The following is an 18,688-nucleotide window of genomic DNA, read 5'->3' on the forward strand; positions in this document are numbered from 1 at the left end:
GCGGTCTCCCCTCCGTCCGTCCGCCGGTCCATGTGTCGACAATGCCGCGGTTCCGTCGGCCGCCGTCGATCACGTCTTCATAACCTTCACCCCGGTGACCAGGCCGTTCGATCCCGACCTGGGCGAATTGGTCGCTGATCAACCGGCTTGACGGCCGCTCAACAATCCCTAGGGTGCGGAGCCTCATCACTCCATTCGCGGGGGATTCACATGTCTTCGACTCGCACGCGCCGGTTCCTCGGCGCGGGCACGGCCACGGTCGTGGCCGCTCTGGCCGCCGGCACCGCGGCCGTCCCGGCGCACGCCGCCGGCACCCAGCTCAGGATCTTCCCGACCGGCACGGTCCAGATCTCGACCCAGCCGGCCCCCCAGCCCCAGTTCGGCGAGAACATCCACCTGCGGATCGGCCGGACCGGCACCGAGGTCGTGACCGGCGCCAAGCTCGCGTTCGACACCACCGGCATCGACGGGCTGGCCACGCTCGGCGTCCCGGGCTGCGCCACCGCGGGCAAGGTGATCACCTGCGACATCTGGCGCCTCGACCTCGAGAACATCAACATCACCAGCCACCCGTGGCTGAGTGCCGTCGCGGGCGTCCGCCCCGGCTCCACCGGGACCGTCCACGCCACCCTCAGCGCACCCGGCGCCGAGACCGCCGAGGCCGACATCCCGGTCGAGATCGGCGGGGCCGGGTTCCGCACCAAGGAGCCCTCCGAGCAGCGCGACGTCAAGGTCGGCAGCACGCTCCCGTCGACCCTCGCGTTCGCCAACCACGGCGAGTCCGCGGCCCGGCGGGCGGTCGTCGAGGTCTACCTGACCCCCGGCCTGGACGTGACCACCTGGCCCTCCAACTGCGAGTACGCGAAGGACGAGGGCGAGTGGGCGGGCCGCGGCTTCGGCTACCCGATGCCCACCGTGCACGGCATCTGCACCATCGACGGCGAGATCGCCCCCGGCCAGGCCGTCCAGCTGAACGGCCTCGACCTCACCGTGGGCACGGACGCCCGTTACGCCTTCGCCGGCTACGCCGTCTTCCCCGCCGAGGGAGCGAGCGGCAGCAGCGCCGCGGACCTGCGCCGGCGGCTGTCGTTCCAGCGCGGCACCGGTGCTCCCGCCACCCTGGTGAAGACCTCCGGCGAGGGGATCCCGGACGGCCTGGACACGAACGCCTACTCCACCGAGCAGGAGGTCCTCGCCGACAACGGCGCGGACTTCGCCGTGAACGGCTCCTGGGCACCGGACGCCTCCGGCACCTCCGGCACCTTCACCCTCGGCGCCGTCAGCAACGGCCCCGCCTCGATCATGGACCGCAGCGGCGGCGAGAGCGCACCCAACGTCACCGTGCAGTTCCCGGAGGGGGTCACCGTCACCGGGCTCCCTTCGACCTGCCACCCGAACGACTACGTCCTCGGCCAGAAGTCCGACAAGCCGCTCAACAAGTTCTCCTGCGACGGACTGGGCGGGTTCTTCATCCCGGCCGGCGCCACCAACTCCCACAAGCTGACCCTGTCGGTCCCCGAGGGCACCGGTGAGCCGACCGCGACGGTCTCGCTGCAGAACATGGCGAGCGAGTACGAGCCGGGCCACCCCAGCGCCGTCATGGGCTGGGACCGCAACCCCGCCAACGACCTGCTGAAGGTCGCCCTGCGGGCCACCCCGGCCACCCCGCCCCCCACCGGAACGCCCACCCCCGTGCCGACCACCGCCCCGACCGCCGCGCCCACCACCGACCCCTCCCCCGCACCGACCTCCGCGGTCGTCCCGGCCGGCCTCGGCGACAAGGACTCCCCGAGCCCCGCCCCGGAGACCGGTACCGGCACCGGCACCGGCACGGGCACGGGCACCGGCGGCCGTGGCTCCGGGACCGTCCGGGGCTCCGACGGCCCGCTGGCCGCCACCGGCAGCTCCGCCGCCCTGCCGCTGGCCGCGACGGGTGCCGCCGCCGTGCTGCTCGGCACCGCCGGTCTGGTCACCGCCCGCCGGCTCCGGGTCCGCCGCGACGGCTGACCCACCCGGGTCCGTTCCCGCGGGCGGCGCCGCCCCGGCGCCGCCCGCGGGAATCCCGGCGCGGAGCACCGTGTGTGGCTGGCTACCCTTGTGGGGTGAGCGATCAGAGCCTTGTTCCCGCGACCGACGACCTTCCCGAGCAGATGCGCGTGCGGCGCGAGAAGCTGGACCGGCTCCGGGCGGCCGGCGTCGACCCGTACCCGGTCGGATTCCCCCGCACCACCACCATCGCGGACCTGCGTGCCAAGCACCCGGACCTGGAGCCGGACACCGCGACCGGCGAGCGGGCCGGTGTCACCGGCCGCGTGATCCTCTCCCGCACCGGCGGCAAGCTCTGCTTCGCCACCCTGCGGGACGGCACCGGCGACCTCCAGGTGATGTTCTCCCTGGACAAGCTGGGCGCGGAGCGGCTGGCGGCCTGGAAGGCCGACATCGACCTCGGCGACCAGGTCGGCGTCGAGGGCGAGGTGATCACCTCCAAGCGCGGCGAGCTGTCCGTGATGGTGGACCGCTGGGAGCTCACCGCCAAGTGCCTGCGCCCGCTGCCGGACAAGCACAAGGGCCTGACCGACCCGGAGGCCCGGGTCCGCCAGCGCTACGTGGACCTGATCGTCAACCCCGAGGCCCGCGAGATCCTGCACCTGCGCAGCAAGGTCGTCCGCTCGATCCGCCGCACCTACGAGGACCGCGGCTACATCGAGGTCGAGACCCCGATGCTCCAGCCGGTGCACGGCGGCGCCAACGCGCGTCCGTTCAAGACGCACATCAACGCGTACGACATCGACCTGTACATGCGCATCGCCCCCGAGCTGTACCTCAAGCGGCTGGTGGTCGGCGGCGCCGAGAAGGTCTTCGAGATCAACCGCAACTTCCGCAACGAGGGCGCGGACTCCACCCACAACCCGGAGTTCACCTCGCTGGAGTCGTACGAGGCGTACGGCGACTACGACACCCAGGCCGAGCTGATCCGCGAGACGATCGTCAACGCGGCCCGGGACGCGCTGGGCACCACGGTGATCAAGGGCGTGGACGCGCACGGCGTCGAGCACGAGATCGACCTGGCCGAGCCGTGGGAGGAGGTCTCGGTCTACCCGGGCATCTCCGCCCGCCTGGGCGCGGAGGTCACCCCGCAGACCGGCGTCGAGGAGCTGCGCAAGCTGGCCGCCGAGCACGGGATCCCGTTCGAGAAGGAGTGGGGCCACGGCCAGATCGTGCTGGAGATGGTCGAGCGCCTGCTGGAGGAGAACGCCGTCCGGCCGACCTTCATCAAGGACTACCCGACCGAGGTCTCCCCGCTGACCCGCCAGCACCGCTCGCAGCCCGGTGTGGCCGAGAAGTGGGACCTGGTGATCTTCGGGACCGAGATCGGCACCGCCTACTCCGAGCTGGTCGACCCGGTCGAGCAGCGCGCCCGCCTCACCGCCCAGTCGCTGCTGGCGGCCGGCGGCGACGTCGAGGCGATGCAGGTGGACGAGGACTTCCTGCGCGCCCTGGAGTACGCGATGCCCCCGACCGGTGGCCTCGGCCTCGGCGTGGACCGCCTGATCATGCTGCTGACCGGCAAGAACATCCGGGAGACGGTGCTCTTCCCGCTGGTGAAGCCGGAGCCGAAGGCTTCCGCCGCGACGGCGGAGAAGACCGAGGAGGAGTGACCTGATGGACTACGTCAGCGCGATCGTGCCGCCGCTGGTCATGGCGATCGGCTTCGGATTCCTGGTGCGGGCCATCGTCCGCAGCCAGGGCGGGGCCCAGCGGGCCAAGGAAGACGTCGACTGATCCCTCGCGGGGCCCCACCGGGCCCCGCGCGGTCCACGAGGACCGACGGGCGGAACCCGCGACCGACGCCGTCAGCCGCCCCGAACGACCACGCGCCGCCATTCCCGATTCCCGGGGGTGGCGGCGCGCCGGTTTGGCGCACTTCACAAGATTTGCCCCATTCACTCCCTATCCTGGCCGCACTATGGTCCGGCAACTCGGCGAACTTGAGAACGCCATCATGACCCGGGTGTGGCAGTGGAACCGACCGGTCACGGTTCGCGAGGTTCTCCTGGATCTGCGGTCGGAACGCGAAATCGCGTACACCACGGTGATGACCGTCCTGGACAAGCTCCACAGAAAGGGCTGGCTGCGCCGGGAGCGGGTCGGCCGGGCCTATCGATATGAACCGGTCTCCTCGCGCGAGGCGTACACGGCGGCTCTGATGAACGACGCCTGGGCCACCAGTGACAATCCGGCGGCGGCCCTGGTGCACTTCTTCGGCCTGATGTCCCCCGAGCAACGCGAAGCGCTCCGGGACGCCTTGCGGGTGGCCGCTCTGTTCCCGTCCGATCCGACCGGGCCTGATTCCCCGGACGACGGACCGGATACCGGCGCGACGGAACCGGGAGCGGCGCGATAACGTCCCGGACCATGGAGGTCACCATCCGCCGGGCGCGGACCACGGACGTTCGGGCAGTGCGCGGGCTCATCGACACCTACTCGCGCGACGGCATTCTGCTGGACAAGCCCACAGTCACACTGTTCGAATCCGTGCAGGAGTTCTGGGTCGCGGAACGCGACGACAACGGCGCGGTGGTGGCCTGCGGCGCACTGCACGTGATGTGGGAGGACCTCGCCGAGGTCCGCACCCTCGCGGTGGATCCGGTCGTCCGGGGCACCGGGATCGGACACCTGCTGCTGGAGAAGCTGGTGCAGACGGCACGCTGGCTGGGCGTCCGTCGGATTTTCTGCTTGACGTTCGAGGTCGCGTTCTTCGCGAAACACGGTTTCGTCGAGATCGGTGAGCTCCAGGAAACCGATGATGGTACGACAGACCCGGCGGCGATCGCTACGGACGTCTATGAAGAACTTCTCCGCTCGTACGATGAAGGCGTCGCCGAGTTCCTCGACCTGGAGCGGGTGAAGCCCAACACACTGGGCAACTCGCGCATGCTGCTGCACCTCTGAGCCGCTCCACCCGGGTCAAGGGTTTGTGTTTTCCGGAGAAAGGCGCTTTCCTTTCCTTAGGCAATGGGTCGTTTAGCGGAAAGGGAAGCCCGTGGCACAGAGGGTGCAGGTCATTCTTGAAGACGATCTCGACGGCGGTTCGGCGGACGAGACGGTGACGTTCGCCCTCGACGGCGTTGCCTACGAGATCGACCTGAAGAGCGCCAACGCGGACAAGCTGCGCGGTCTGCTGGCGCCGTACGTGGAGAAGGGCCGCAAGCAGAGCGGCCGGCTCGCCGGCGCCCGTCGCCCGGGCCGCGGCGGTGCGGCGCGCCCGTCCGGCGGCGGCGCCCCGGACACCGCCAAGATCCGCGCGTGGGCCAAGGAGCAGGGCCTGGAGGTCAACGACCGCGGCCGCGTTCCGAGCAACGTGCGCGAGGCCTACGAGAAGGCCAACGCGGCCTGATCCCGGCACCGCGGACCCGCCGGAGCGGGTGCGGGGCCCCGGCGGCCGAGGACGGCGCCGCCATCACACGCACGGGGCGCGGAGGGGACTCCTCCGCGCCCCGCGGCGCGTGCCCGCCGGGCCGCGCCACCAGCGGCTCCGGGGGCGTGCGGGGCACGGACTCGGGCGGCGGAACAATCACCGGCCGTGCAACGCTGTAGGAGCGAAGCGGTAACGCGGACACCGGGACGGCGCACCCGGCCCCGGCCGCCGTTGAACCGCCGTCACCACGGCCCGACTTCTCGCCAGGCGAACACCGCCACCGCGGAAACTGCGCGAGAACCGCCCCGATACCGGGTATGAATGCAGGTGGACGGGTTCTTCGGCCCATCCAGGGGCAGTATGTGCGACCGGCCGGACGGTTCCGGCCGCGCCCCGGCGGCACGTGTTCGCCGATGGCGTAGCGGAATCCGGTGCATCCGGCCCGCCTGCGGGAACACCGTTTCCCAGCATCAGGTTGGGATTGGTGTCGGCTGGTCGCGCAGCATCTCGCTCCTCTACCGGGGAGTGAATCCGTGGGCCGCGCCGCTGAGCGGGACTAGCATGCGGAAGGACAGGGCGGGGACGGACCCCGAACTGCCCGACCGCTCTGAGGAGCGATAAACGATGTTCGAGAGGTTCACCGACCGCGCGCGGCGGGTTGTCGTCCTGGCTCAGGAAGAAGCCCGGATGCTCAACCACAACTACATCGGCACCGAGCACATCCTCCTGGGTCTGATCCACGAGGGCGAGGGCGTCGCCGCCAAGGCCCTGGAGAGCCTCGGGATTTCTCTTGAGGCCGTTCGCCAGCAGGTCGAGGAGATCATCGGCCAGGGCCAGCAGGCCCCGTCCGGCCACATTCCCTTCACCCCCCGGGCGAAGAAGGTCCTGGAGCTGTCGCTCCGCGAGGCCCTCCAGCTCGGCCACAACTACATCGGCACCGAGCACATCCTGCTCGGCCTGATCCGCGAGGGCGAGGGCGTCGCCGCCCAGGTCCTGGTGAAGCTGGGCGCCGACCTCAACCGGGTGCGCCAGCAGGTCATCCAGCTGCTCTCCGGCTACCAGACCGGCGGCGGCAAGGAGTCGGCCACGGCCGGCGGGCCCGCCGAGGGCACCCCGTCGACCTCGCTGGTCCTGGACCAGTTCGGCCGCAACCTCACCCAGGCCGCCCGCGAGGCCAAGCTCGACCCGGTCATCGGGCGCGAGAAGGAGATCGAGCGGGTCATGCAGGTGCTGTCCCGCCGCACCAAGAACAACCCGGTGCTGATCGGTGAGCCCGGCGTCGGCAAGACCGCCGTGGTCGAGGGCCTGGCCCAGGCGATCGTCAAGGGCGAGGTCCCCGAGACGCTCAAGGACAAGCAGCTCTACACGCTGGACCTGGGCGCCCTGGTGGCCGGCTCGCGCTACCGCGGTGACTTCGAGGAGCGCCTGAAGAAGGTGCTCAAGGAGATCCGCACCCGCGGCGACATCATCCTGTTCATCGACGAGCTGCACACCCTGGTCGGCGCGGGCGCCGCCGAGGGCGCCATCGACGCCGCCAGCATCCTCAAGCCGATGCTGGCCCGCGGCGAGCTGCAGACCATCGGTGCCACCACCCTGGACGAGTACCGCAAGCACCTGGAGAAGGACGCCGCGCTGGAGCGCCGCTTCCAGCCGATCCAGGTCGCCGAGCCGTCGCTGCCCCACACCATCGAGATCCTCAAGGGTCTGCGCGACCGCTACGAGGCCCACCACCGGGTCTCGATCACGGACTCCGCCCTGGTCGCCGCCGCCACCCTGGCCGACCGGTACATCTCGGACCGCTTCCTGCCGGACAAGGCGATCGACCTGATCGACGAGGCCGGCTCCCGGATGCGCATCCGCCGGATGACCGCGCCGCCGGACCTGCGCGAGTTCGACGAGAAGATCGCCGACGTGCGCCGCGAGAAGGAGAGCGCGATCGACGCGCAGGACTTCGAGAAGGCCGCGTCCCTGCGCGACGACGAGAAGCAGCTCCTGCAGGCCAAGGCCAAGCGCGAGAAGGAGTGGAAGGCCGGCGACATGGACGTCGTCGCGGAGGTCAACGAGGAGCTCATCGCCGAGGTCCTGGCCACCGCCACCGGCATCCCGGTCTTCAAGCTGACCGAGGAGGAGACGTCCCGCCTGCTGCGCATGGAGGACGAGCTGCACAAGCGCGTCATCGGCCAGAAGGACGCCATCAAGGCGCTCTCCCAGGCCATCCGGCGCACCCGTGCGGGCCTCAAGGACCCGAAGCGCCCCGGCGGTTCGTTCATCTTCGCCGGCCCGTCCGGTGTCGGTAAGACCGAGCTGTCCAAGACGCTGGCGGAGTTCCTGTTCGGCGACGAGGACGCGCTGATCGCGCTCGACATGTCCGAGTTCTCCGAGAAGCACACCGTCTCCCGGCTGTTCGGCTCCCCGCCCGGCTACGTGGGCTACGAGGAGGGCGGCCAGCTGACGGAGAAGGTCCGCCGCAAGCCGTTCTCGGTCGTCCTCTTCGACGAGGTCGAGAAGGCCCACCCGGACATCTTCAACTCGCTGCTGCAGATCCTGGAGGACGGTCGCCTGACCGACTCCCAGGGCCGCGTGGTCGACTTCAAGAACACCGTCATCATCATGACGACCAACCTCGGCACCCGGGACATCTCGAAGGGCTTCAACCTCGGCTTCGCGGCCGCGGGCGACACCCAGACCGGGTACGAGCGGATGAAGGCGAAGGTCGGCGAGGAGCTCAAGCAGCACTTCCGCCCCGAGTTCCTGAACCGTGTCGACGACATCGTGGTGTTCCACCAGCTGTCCGAGGACGACATCATCCAGATCGTCGACCTCATGATCGCCAAGGTGGACGAGCGGCTCAAGGACAAGGACATGGGCCTGGAGCTCAGCGTCGAGGCCAAGAAGCTGCTGGCCAAGCGCGGCTACGACCCGATCCTGGGTGCCCGGCCGCTGCGCCGCACCATCCAGCGCGAGATCGAGGACCACCTCTCCGAGAAGATCCTCTTCGGTGAGCTGCGGGCCGGCCACATCGTCGTCGTCGACGTCGAGGGCGAGGGCAAGGAGGCCAAGTTCACCTTCCGCGGCGAGGAGAAGTCGGCCGTCGCGGACACCCCTGCCGCGGTCGCCTCGTCCGGTCCCGACCTGACGAAGTAACCCAACTTTTAACAGACAACTTCACAGCCACCGAGCCCCCGGCGTTCACGCCGGGGGCTCGGTGCGTTCCGCTCCCGCAACGGCCGGCGGCGGCGCGGGCCGGAAGGCTGGCTTCCGCGCTGGCTGGTGCGGGTGCGTTCGGTTTCTCACTGACCTTTCACGAACATACGGTTGACATGTGGTCAGGTGATGGGAAGTCGCGGAGCATAGCGCCGTGACCATGTCATGGTCAAGGTCTATCTTTTCCGTGCACGCTTGGATCAAATGACGTCCACCTGTCTTTCATTTTGGTTTGCCGGGCTTTGGCCAGAAGCTGGCCCCGGTCGGGGAGGACGTCACAACGTTGAAGAACACCAGGAGAACCGCTGCAGCCGCCACTGCCGCAGCGGTCATAGTCGCGCTCGGCGCGGGCCTCTTCCCGGGCACCGCCGTCGCCGCCGGCTCGGCCCCGGTCCCGAAGGACCCGGCCGACGCCGTCCAGAACACCGAGCACAACATTCCGGGCCCGCTGACCGCGAAGGTGGAGGCGGAGCAGAAGGCCGCCACCGAGAAGCTGCTCAACGGCACCGCCCAGGTCGAGCAGCACAACGGCAGCACCAGCGTGAAGCTCGGCAAGGACAAGTACGTGGAGCTCGCCCGCGAGCGCACGGACAAGATCTTCACCATCCTGGTCGACTTCGGTGACCAGGTGGACAACACCACCAAGACGGCCGACGGCAAGGTCAAGTACGGCGGTGAGGCCGGCCCGAAGCACAACGAGATCGAGGCGCCGAACCGCGCCACCGACAACTCGACCGCCTGGCAGGCCGACTACAACCAGCAGCACTTCCAGGACCTCTACTTCAGCAAGGACAAGCCCTCGCTGAAGACCTACTACGAGAAGCAGTCCTCGGGCCGCTACTCGGTCGACGGCGTGGTTTCGGACTGGGTCCGCGTCCCGTGGAACGAGGCCCGGTACGGCTCCGACTACTGCGGCTCCAACGTCTGCGCCAGCGCCCAGGACCTGATCCGCGACGCCGTGGACATCTGGTACAAGGACCAGCTGGCCAAGGGTCAGACCGAGGCCCAGATCAAGGCGACCCTGGCCCAGTACGACCAGTGGGACCGCTACGGTTCGCACCACGACGGGAACTTCAACCAGCCCGACGGGTACCTCGACCACTTCCAGATCGTGCACGCCGGCGAGGACAAGTCGGCCGGTGGCGGCAAGCAGGGCACCAAGGCCCTGTGGGCGCACCGCTCGTACGTCTACGGCAACCTGCAGGGCACGGCCGGCCCCGAGGGCAACAAGCTCGGTGGCGTCCAGGTCGGCAGCAGCGGCATCTGGGTCGGCGACTACACGATGCAGCCGGAGAACGGCGGCCTCGGCGTCTTCGCCCACGAGTACGGCCACGACCTCGGTCTGCCGGACCTCTACGACACCGCCGGCAAGGGCATCGACAACTCGGTCGGCTTCTGGTCGCTGATGTCCTCCGGTTCCTGGCTCGGCGAGGGCAAGGACTCGATCGGCGACATGCCGAACGACCTCGACGCCTGGAGCAAGTACTACCTCGGCTGGCTGAAGGTGGACCGTGCCAAGGCCGGCACCGAGTCGACCCACCACATCGGCCCGGCGGAGTACAACAGCAAGCTGCCGCAGGCCCTGATCGTCGACCTGCCGAAGAAGAGCATCACCACCGAGATCAACAAGCCGTTCGGCGGCGCCGGTGAGTGGTGGAGCGGCAGCGCCGACAACCTGAACGTCACGCTCACCCGCGACGTCGACCTGACCGGCAAGACCAAGGCCAGCATCAACGCCAAGGCCTGGTACGAGCTGGAGCAGGACTTCGACTACGCGTTCGGCGAGGTCTCCACCGACGGCGGCAAGACCTGGACCGTCATCGACGGCACCTGGAACGGCACCACGCTGCCGCGCGAGAACGGCCGTCCGGCCCTCAGCGGCCAGGTGGCCGCCTGGGGCGACCTGTCGTTCAACCTGGACGCCTACGCGGGCCAGAAGGTCAAGTTCCGCTACCACCAGACCACCGACGGCGGCCTGCACTTCCGCGGCCTGACGCTGGACAACATCGCGGTCGTCGCCGACGGCGCCGCCGTGTTCAGCGACGACGTCGAGAACGGTGACAACGGCTGGGTGGCCGACGGGTTCTCCCGCTTCGGCGGCTCGTACACCAAGGACTACGCGCAGTACTACATCGCGGAGAACCGGCAGTACGTGTCCTTCGACCAGACCCTGAAGACCGGCCCGTACAACTTCGGCTTCGCCGACAAGCCGAGCTGGGTCGAGCACTACTCGTACCAGCCCGGCCTGCTGGTCTGGTTCTGGGACGAGTCGCAGACCGACAACAACGTCAGCGCCCACCCGGGCCACGGCCTGATCCTGCCGGTCGACTCGCACCCGACCGCGCTGAAGTGGACCGACGGAAGCCTGATGCGTCCGCGCATGCAGGGCTACGACTCCACCTTCGGCTCCCGCCGCACCTCGGGGCTGACCCTGCACAAGGCCGGCGTCGAGACCGTCATCCCGAAGGCCAAGGGCGTCGACGAGTTCAACGACCTGAAGTCCTGGTGGAGCAAGGACAACCAGTACGCCGGTGTCGACGTCCCGAAGACGGGCACCAGCATCGAGGTCGAGAACGAGTCCTCGAACTACCTGGAGACCTGGATCCGGGTCCGCCCGGTCGACAACTGATCGCCCCCCCGGTAGCGATCGGCCTGTGACCAGGCAGCTCTGACAACTCCACGTCCGGCCCGTCCCCGCAGCACGCGGGGGCGGGCCGGACGCTTTGTCGGGACCGGTCGCCCTGTCGGTCCCGGTCGCCCTGTCAGGACCGTTCGGGCGGCAGCCGGTCCAGGAAGGCCGCGGCCGCCACCGCGACGTCGGCGCCGGTCCAGTCGAGGCCGGGAGCGGCGACCGTGACCTCGGTCATCGCCGACCCCGGCGGCCCGCACTCGCGCCAGGCGCCGAACAGCCCGATCCCGGTGTCCTCGGCCAGTCCCAGCCCGGCCTCCTCCAGCTCCCCGGCCCGGTACGGCAACCAGAGCTGGAACTGGTGGGTGTGCGGCGGGGCCGGGTGCACCCGGGCGCCGGGGACGGCGGCGAACGCCCGGGCCAGCGCCCCGGCCACCGTCCGGGCGTGCGCCACGTACGCGGGCAGCCGCGGCAGTTCGCGCTCCAGCCCGGTCAGCGCGGCCAGCGCGAACGGCCACTGCTGGTAGAGCTGCCCGCCGTAGCGGTGCCGCCAGGCCTTGGCGGTGCGGACGAAGCCGGCCCGGCCCGCCAGCGCGGCGCCGCTGATCCCACCGAGCGTCTTGTAGAAGGAGACGTAGACCGAGTCGGCCAGGGCGACGACCTCCGGCAGCGGGCGGCCGAGGGAGACCGCCGACTCCCAGATCCGGGCGCCGTCCAGGTGCAGCGCCGCGCCGTGCTCCTCCCGCACCACCGCTGCCAGCTCCACCAGCTCCGGCCAGCCCGGCAGCACGAACCCGGCGTCGCGCAGCGGCAGCTCCAGGCTGAGCGCCGCGTACGGCTCGTCCAGGGCGCGCAGTTCCTCGGCGGTGGGCTGGCGCGGCCCGGTCGTCGGCCAGAGGCTGCGCAGGCCGGACAGGACGCCGAGCGCGTGCCGCTCGTGCCGGTCGGTGTGGGCCAGCGGGTGGGTGACCACGGTGCGCGGGCCGACCGCCTCGGCGTGGATCCGCAGGGCGATCTGCTGGGCCATGGTGCCGGTCGGGAAGAAGGCCGCGTCCTCGGTGCCGAGCAGCTCGGCGACCCGCTGCTCCAGGGTGCGGACCACGCCGTCGCCGTACTGGTCGGGGCGGCCGTCCAGGTCGGGAACGGTGGACGGACTGCCGGGGCCGTCCGGAGCGGGGGTGGCGTCCGGCCCCGGGGCGCCGGTCGGCTCGGGAGCGGCGGCGGGCTCGGGGGTGGCGTCCGGCTGCGGGCCGGCCAGGTCGGCGAGGCGTTCGCGGATGCTCTGCGGCCGGACGCCGGACAGCAGCCGCTCGCAGCCGCGCAGGGCGGCGAAGCGGCGGTCCGGCAGGCTGGGGCGGTCACTGGCGTCGGGGTCTTCGCTCCTGTTGCCATACATGGCTCGATGGTCCCGCAGGGGGCCGGGCCGGTCAGCGGTGCGCGCGGAAAGCGTCCGAGCTCGTCAAACCGCGGCCGCGCGTGGTACTGGTCACAGGCCTCCGGCCCGGTACGAGCGCCGGTAGTAGCGCGAACGGCGGAGCCGGCGGGTGCCCCGGAGCGGGCGCCGACGATCGGATCTCATGATCGTTACTCCATCGGTTTGAATCTCCGGCGCCACGCTGACTACACGCCGTAGTACGTCACACCGTTTGGGACTCCGCTCGGTGACCGTTACACCTGAGTGGTCCCCCGCTCAGCACGCGCCCGAACGGGCCCTTCGTGCTGCCCTCGTACGACCCGTGAGGTACGGCAAGCGATGTCCACCGTCCCGCCCCTGGGGCCGGCCCTGCGCCGGCTCGCAGCCCGTGCGGCAGACCGTGCGGCGGTCCAGGCCGCCGTCTGGCAGCCCCGGATCGGCCACGCCGTCCGCACCCACGCCGCGCCGCTGCGCGCGCTCCGATCGCCCCGGCACACCACGCTGCCCGGCAGCCGGCAGCGGGCCGAGCACGACCACGGGCTGGTCTCGGCCGGAGCGATCGCCGTGCTGCTCGCCGGTGTGCTGCTGATCGTCGCCCCGGGCTCGGCCTCGGCGCACACCGTGCTGCCCACCACCCCGGGCAGCTCTGCCTTCACCGTGCCGCAGGCGCAGGTGCCGAGCGCGGGGCTGGTCCAGGTGGCCGACCCCAGCGCGTACAAGCTGCCCGACGACAGCGACTCCGCGCAGCAGTCCGTGGCGGTGGCGGACAACCTGCTGCCGCTCGAACCGCCGGCACCGGAGCCGGGACCCGCCGCCGAGCCCGCACCGGCCCCCGCACCCGCACCCGCACCGGCGCCCGAGCCCGAGCCGGCCCCGGCTCCCGGCTGGTCGGCGCCGGTGCCGAACGCGCCGACCAGCAATCCGTACGGGAAGGCCAACCGCAGCTACGCGGCCGGGTACCACACCGGGGTGGACTTCGCGGTCTCCCCGGGCACCCCGCTGCTGGCCGTCGGCGACGCGACCGTGGTGTCGGCCGGCTGGGACGGCGCGTACGGCAAGGAGGTCGTGCTGCGGCTGGCGGACGGGCACTTCGCCCAGTACGCCCACATGTCCTCGGTCGCCGTCTCGGCGGGCGAGCGGGTGTCGGCGGGTGAGCGGGTCGGCCTGTCCGGGAGCACCGGCAACTCGACCGGACCGCACCTGCACTTCGAGATCCGCACCAGCAACCGCTACGGCGCGGTGGTCAACCCGATCGCCTACCTCGCGGGGCACGGCGTCACGAACTTCTGAGCCGCCGCGCCGCCCCTCCCCCGCCCCTCGGCTCTCAGCCGGCGCTGGGGGCGGGGTGGCTGATCCGGGCGCCGATCTCCAACGCGATGTCCCTGGCCGCCCCGATCGCCTCGTCCAGGCCTGCGGGGGGCAGCCGCTCGCCCCACACGTTCGGCGCGTGCTCGCAGTCCGCGTTGTCCTGCTTGACCAGGAACAGCGAGGAGTGGACGGTGAACAGCGCCATCGCGGCCCGCAGCCGGTCGTGGAAGTCCGCGTCCGGCCCGTGCACCAGCTGCATCATGGTGATCATGCGGTCCTTGAAGGCCAGTCCGGCCGGGGACTCGCGCAGCGCGGGCTGGTTCTCGTGGAAGAAGCGCAGCAGCGGGGCCCGCTCGGCCATCCCGTCCGCGAAGCGGCGGATCAGCTCGTCGCGCATCTCCGGGCTCCAGACCTGCTTGCGGCCCCACGCGATGGTCTCGTCGATCGGCGCGGCCATCCGCTCGACGATGCCCAGGACGATGTCGTCCTTGGTCTTGAAGTGGTAGTAGAGCGCGGCCTTGGTGACGCCCAGGCGGTCGGCGATCTCGCGCAGTGAGGTCTGCTCGTAGCCCTGCTCGGAGAAGAGCTCCAGTGACACCTCGATGATGCGCGCCCGGGTGTCGCTACGGGGGCTGTGCGGAGTGCCCATGGCCTGCCTCATGACTGCGTCGGTGACTACTGCGGACCCCGGGGCGGTGATCGCCCCGGACTCATTCTCCCTGCCCGCACGGCCGGCCGGGAAACTGGCTTGACGACCGGCTAGTGGACAACTTACCGTGCCGACGGTCGATAAACTAGCCGGGCGACAAGTAAGTGAGCCGCCGCACGGCGCCACGCTCAGTCCGAACCACCCTCCGGGAGACCCCCTCATGTCACAGCCCAAAACCGCCGGCCCGGCGCCGGAGGACAGGACGGCCGAGGAGGAGCAGCCGCGGTCACCGCGCGAGATCCGCCTCGTCATGGTCGGCCTGGTCGTCACCATGCTGCTGGCCATGCTCGACAACCTGATCGTCGGCACCGCGATGCCGACGATCGTCGGTGAACTGGGCGGCGCCGAGCACCTGTCCTGGGTCGTCACCGCGTACACCCTGGCCACCGCCGCCTCCACCCCGATCTGGGGCAAGCTCGGCGACATGTACGGCCGCAAGGGCAGCTTCCTCACCTCGATCGTGATCTTCCTGGTGGGCTCGGCGCTGTCCGGCCTGGCGCAGAACATGAACGAGCTGATCGGCTTCCGCGCCGTGCAGGGCCTGGGCGCCGGCGGTCTGATGGTCGGCGTCATGTCGATCATGGGTGCGCTCGTCCCGCCGCGCGACCGCGGCAAGTACCAGGGCATGTTCGCCGCGGTGATGGCCCTGGCCACCGTCGGCGGCCCGCTGGTCGGCGGCTTCATCACCGACCACCTGAGCTGGCGCTGGACGTTCTACATCAACCTGCCGCTCGGCGTGATCGCGCTCGCCGTGGTCATCGTGACCCTGAAGCTGCCGAAGGTCCGCAGCTCCGCCAAGATCGACTACCTGGGCGCCGTCCTGCTCACCACCGGCATCACCTCGCTGGTGCTGATCACCACCTGGGGCGGGCAGCAGTACGCCTGGGGCTCCAAGGAGATCCTCGGCCTGGGCGCGCTGGCCGCCGCCTCGCTGATCGCGTTCTGCTACGTGGAGCAGCGGGCCGAGGAGCCGATGCTCCCGCTCAGCCTGTTCCGCAACCTGAACTTCACCCTGGTCTCGATCATCGGCTTCGTCGTCGGTTTCGTGATGTTCGGCTCGACCGTCTTCCTGCCGCTCTACCAGCAGGTCGTCCAGGGCGCCTCGGCCACCAACTCCGGCCTGCTGCTGATGCCGATGATGTTCGGCATGCTGGTGATCTCGCTGGTGGTCGGCCAGGCCGTCACCAAGACCGGCAAGTACCGGATCTACCCGATCATCGGCACCGTCGTGATGGCCGCCGGCCTGATCCTGCTCTCCACGATGGGCACCGGGACCAGCAGCTTCACCTCCGCCTGCTGGATGATCGTGCTCGGCGCCGGCATGGGCTTCCTGATGCAGATCACCATGCTGGTCGCGCAGAACAGCGTCGAGCTCAAGGACATGGGCGTCGCCAGCTCCACCGCCACCCTGTTCCGCACCATCGGCGGTTCCTTCGGTGTCGCGCTGTTCGGCGCGCTGTTCAACAACCGGGTGACCGACACCATGAAGGAGCGGCTCGGCGAGCACGCCGTCGCCGGCGGCGGCGTGCAGGATCCGGGCCAGATGAGCCCGGCCGCGCTGCGCAAGCTGGACCCGGTCATCCAGGACGCCTACCACCACGCGGTGTCCAACGGCATGCACACCGTCTTCCTGTGGGGCGCGGGCGTGGCCGTGATCGCGATCGCCGCGGCGGTGTTCCTGCGCGAGGTGCCGCTGCGCGGGACCGGCAAGGGTGAGAAGCCGGCCGAGTCCTCGCTGGAGGCGGCGGCCGTCTGACGGTTCCGCCCCGTACGACCCGCACGACCCGTACGGCGCCCCCGGGAGGTTCTCCTTCCCGGGGGCGCCGTCGTCGCTCTTGCGGGAGGGGCAGGTGGCGCGGTGGTGCGGTCCGCGGGGAGCCCCTACTGGGGCAGTCGGTAGACGCCCTGCTCGACCGGCTCGACCAGGCCGTCCGCCACCAGGCCGTCCAGCGCCCGGGCCCGCTGCACCGCGTCCGGCCAGACCGCGTCCAGCCGGGCCTGCGGCACCGTCCCGTGCGACTCGCGCAGCACCGCGAGCAGCTTGCCGCGCACCTGGCGGTCCGTCCCCTCGTAGGACTGGCCGCGCCGGGCCGGGCCCTCGTACGGCGGGCGTCCGGCCCGCTGCCAGGCACAGGTGGTGAACAGCGGGCAGTCCCCGCACTCCGGGCCGCGCGCGGTGCAGACCAGCGCGCCCAGCTCCATCACGCCCACCGCCCAGGTGGCGGCCGTCTCGGCGTCGTCCGGCAGCAGCGCGGTGGCGGTGCGGCGCTCGGCGGCGGTGGTGGCCTGGGCCGGGTACTCGACCCCGGTCACCGCGCGGGCGAAGACCCGGCGGACGTTGGTGTCCAGCACCACGTGCCGCTGGCGGAAGGCGAAGGAGGCGACGGCGGCGGCGGTGTACTCCCCGACCCCGGGCAGCGAGAGCAGCGTGGCGTGGTCGTCCGGGACCTCGCCGCCGTGCTCCTCGGTGATCGCCACCGCGGCCGCGTGCAGGCGCAGTGCCCGGCGCGGATAGCCCAGCCGGCCCCACATCCGGACGGCCTCCCCGGACGCCTCGGCGGCCAGGTCGGCCGGGGTCGGCCAGCGGGTGAGCCAGGCCTCCCAGGCGGGCAGCACGCGCTTGACCGGGGTCTGCTGGAGCATGAACTCGCTCACCATGACCGCCCAGGGCGTGGCGTCGGGGGCCCGCCAGGGCAGGTCCCGCTTGCTCGCCTCGTACCAGTCCAGGACGGTCGAGTGGAACAGCGGCAGGGGCATCGGCGGCCGGGCCGCGTCGGTGACGGCGGCAGGGACGGCAGGGGTGGTGATGGCAGTCATGGCCCTTCGATCCTCCCATGCCCGCCGACCGGGCCGAACTGGATCAAGCCACTCCGGATCCTCCCGGGAGAGCTCCGGAAATCGTCCGATTGGAGCTCGCTCGAACGGATCAAATGGCGGATCATGTGAAGGAAGGGGCGACTGTGCGGTGTTGGTGAGTCAATCGCCACACACAGTCTCGTAGAGTTTGATCGTGCCTTCTCTGCGTCAACCCGTCGGACCACTGCCGGCCTCGATCTACTGGCGTCGGCGCATCGTCGTGCTCGTCGCCGCCGCGGCGGTCGTCGCCCTGATCGCCTGGCTGATGATCGACCAGGGCGGGGGCGGTGACGGCGGCTCACAGGGCAAGGCCGCACAGGCCGTTCCGTCCCAGTCCCAGACCCCGGCCCAGGCCATCACGCCCGGCGCCTCCCCCAGCGGCCCCGCGGCGCGCCCCGGCGCCGGCGGCAGCGGCGGCGGCCCGGTGGCGGGCGGCGGCGGCACCGAGGTCAACCTCAGCGGCGGCACCGGCGCCGGCGGTGCCAACCCGGCCCCCGGAGGCGGCGCGGCGCCGGCGACCGGCGGCGGCACGGGCGGCGCCGGAGGCGCGGGCGGCGCGGGCGGCGCGGGTGGCGCTCCGGCGGTGAACACCCCCGAGATCATGGCGCTGCCGGTCTGCGCCTCCTCGCAGGTGGCGCTGGAGCTGGCCGGCACCCAGAACTCGTACCAGCCCAAGGACAAGCCCCGGCTGGCCCTGACGGTCAAGAACTCCTCCGGCACCAACTGCCGGGTGGACCTGGGCCGCACCGCCTCCGTGATCACGGTGAGCGGCAGCACCAACGACCGGGTCTGGTCCTCCGGCGACTGCCCGGCCGACAAGGGCAGCATCTGGGTGCAGCTCGGCGCGAACGGCAGCCAGACCGAGACCTTCACCTGGGACCGCAGCCGCAGCAAGCCGCAGTGCGCGACCGCCGACCAGACGCCGCCGCCGAGCGGCACCTACGTGGTGCTCGCGGAGCTCACCGGACTCTCCGGGGACAAGGTCTCCGCGCGGGCCTCGATCCGGCTGGACGGCTGAGAACCGGTCAACTTCCCCCGGAGCCCCCGACCGCCGTGGCGGTTTCTAGGGGTCGTTGCAACACGTGGTCGGTTGATCAGGCCGCGATGAGTTTATGCAGGCGCTCGGCTGGGGTTTCCCAGCCGAGCGTT

At 70.9% G+C, this 18,688-nt stretch carries 13 protein-coding genes; 10 read left to right on the top strand and 3 right to left on the bottom strand.

The window, feature by feature from the left end:
• Positions 1–210 precede the first annotated feature (210 nt).
• The 7 genes from ABZ449_RS30575 to ABZ449_RS30605 all read left to right on the top strand — a co-directional run bounded on the left by ABZ449_RS30575 (position 211) and on the right by ABZ449_RS30605 (position 11,252).
• Complete coding sequence (locus tag ABZ449_RS30575) at positions 211–2,007, top strand: hypothetical protein (protein ID WP_360352655.1); 1,797 nt, start codon at positions 211–213, stop codon at positions 2,005–2,007.
• Positions 2,008–2,102: 95 nt separating this feature from the next.
• The gene (lysX, locus tag ABZ449_RS30580; protein ID WP_360352657.1) at positions 2,103–3,659 is read left to right on the top strand and encodes a bifunctional lysylphosphatidylglycerol synthetase/lysine--tRNA ligase LysX; all 1,557 of its coding nucleotides are present in this window, start codon (positions 2,103–2,105) and stop codon (positions 3,657–3,659) included.
• Positions 3,660–3,967: 308 nt separating this feature from the next.
• Positions 3,968–4,405, top strand: a complete 438-nt coding sequence (locus ABZ449_RS30585) for a BlaI/MecI/CopY family transcriptional regulator (protein ID WP_360352659.1) — start codon at positions 3,968–3,970, stop codon at positions 4,403–4,405.
• An 11-nt stretch (positions 4,406–4,416) separates the two neighbouring features.
• Complete coding sequence (locus tag ABZ449_RS30590; protein WP_360352661.1) at positions 4,417–4,953, top strand: amino-acid N-acetyltransferase; 537 nt, start codon at positions 4,417–4,419, stop codon at positions 4,951–4,953.
• Positions 4,954–5,044: 91 nt separating this feature from the next.
• Positions 5,045–5,398 carry an Lsr2 family protein gene (locus tag ABZ449_RS30595; RefSeq protein WP_360352662.1) on the top strand — a complete coding sequence of 118 codons (354 nt, stop codon included), beginning with the start codon at positions 5,045–5,047 and terminating at the stop codon, positions 5,396–5,398.
• Positions 5,399–6,043: 645 nt separating this feature from the next.
• Positions 6,044–8,563, top strand: coding sequence for an ATP-dependent Clp protease ATP-binding subunit (locus ABZ449_RS30600; protein ID WP_360352663.1), 2,520 nt, complete (start codon positions 6,044–6,046; stop codon positions 8,561–8,563).
• 343 nt (positions 8,564–8,906) lie between these two features.
• Positions 8,907–11,252, top strand: coding sequence for an immune inhibitor A domain-containing protein (locus ABZ449_RS30605; protein WP_360352665.1), 2,346 nt, complete (start codon positions 8,907–8,909; stop codon positions 11,250–11,252).
• 133 nt (positions 11,253–11,385) lie between these two features.
• On the opposite strand, the gene ABZ449_RS30610 is transcribed toward ABZ449_RS30605, so the two are convergent.
• Positions 11,386–12,648: a beta-eliminating lyase-related protein gene (locus tag ABZ449_RS30610; RefSeq protein ID WP_360352667.1), complete on the bottom strand. Its 1,263-nt coding sequence runs from the start codon at positions 12,646–12,648 to the stop codon at positions 11,386–11,388.
• 357 nt (positions 12,649–13,005) lie between these two features.
• On the opposite strand from ABZ449_RS30610, the gene ABZ449_RS30615 reads away from it, so the two are divergent.
• The gene (locus ABZ449_RS30615) at positions 13,006–13,956 is read left to right on the top strand and encodes a M23 family metallopeptidase (RefSeq protein WP_360352669.1); all 951 of its coding nucleotides are present in this window, start codon (positions 13,006–13,008) and stop codon (positions 13,954–13,956) included.
• 34 nt (positions 13,957–13,990) lie between these two features.
• On the opposite strand, the gene ABZ449_RS30620 is transcribed toward ABZ449_RS30615, so the two are convergent.
• Positions 13,991–14,623 carry a helix-turn-helix domain-containing protein gene (locus ABZ449_RS30620; RefSeq protein WP_360352670.1) on the bottom strand — a complete coding sequence of 211 codons (633 nt, stop codon included), beginning with the start codon at positions 14,621–14,623 and terminating at the stop codon, positions 13,991–13,993.
• 220 nt (positions 14,624–14,843) lie between these two features.
• On the opposite strand from ABZ449_RS30620, the gene ABZ449_RS30625 reads away from it, so the two are divergent.
• Positions 14,844–16,439, top strand: a complete 1,596-nt coding sequence (locus tag ABZ449_RS30625) for an MDR family MFS transporter (RefSeq protein ID WP_360352672.1) — start codon at positions 14,844–14,846, stop codon at positions 16,437–16,439.
• 125 nt (positions 16,440–16,564) lie between these two features.
• Here the strand turns inward: ABZ449_RS30625 and ABZ449_RS30630 are convergent, their stop codons facing one another.
• Positions 16,565–17,440 carry an A/G-specific adenine glycosylase gene (locus ABZ449_RS30630; protein ID WP_360352680.1) on the bottom strand — a complete coding sequence of 292 codons (876 nt, stop codon included), beginning with the start codon at positions 17,438–17,440 and terminating at the stop codon, positions 16,565–16,567.
• Positions 17,441–17,693: 253 nt separating this feature from the next.
• Between ABZ449_RS30630 and ABZ449_RS30635 the strand changes: the two genes are divergently transcribed.
• On the top strand, positions 17,694–18,557 hold the full coding sequence (locus ABZ449_RS30635) for a hypothetical protein (RefSeq protein WP_360352674.1): 864 nt from the start codon (positions 17,694–17,696) through the stop codon (positions 18,555–18,557).
• Positions 18,558–18,688 lie beyond the last annotated feature (131 nt).

Origin of the sequence: Kitasatospora sp. NPDC005856, assembly GCF_040629945.1 — a bacterium.
In the GTDB taxonomy this organism is placed as follows: Bacteria; Actinomycetota; Actinomycetes; order Streptomycetales; family Streptomycetaceae; genus Kitasatospora.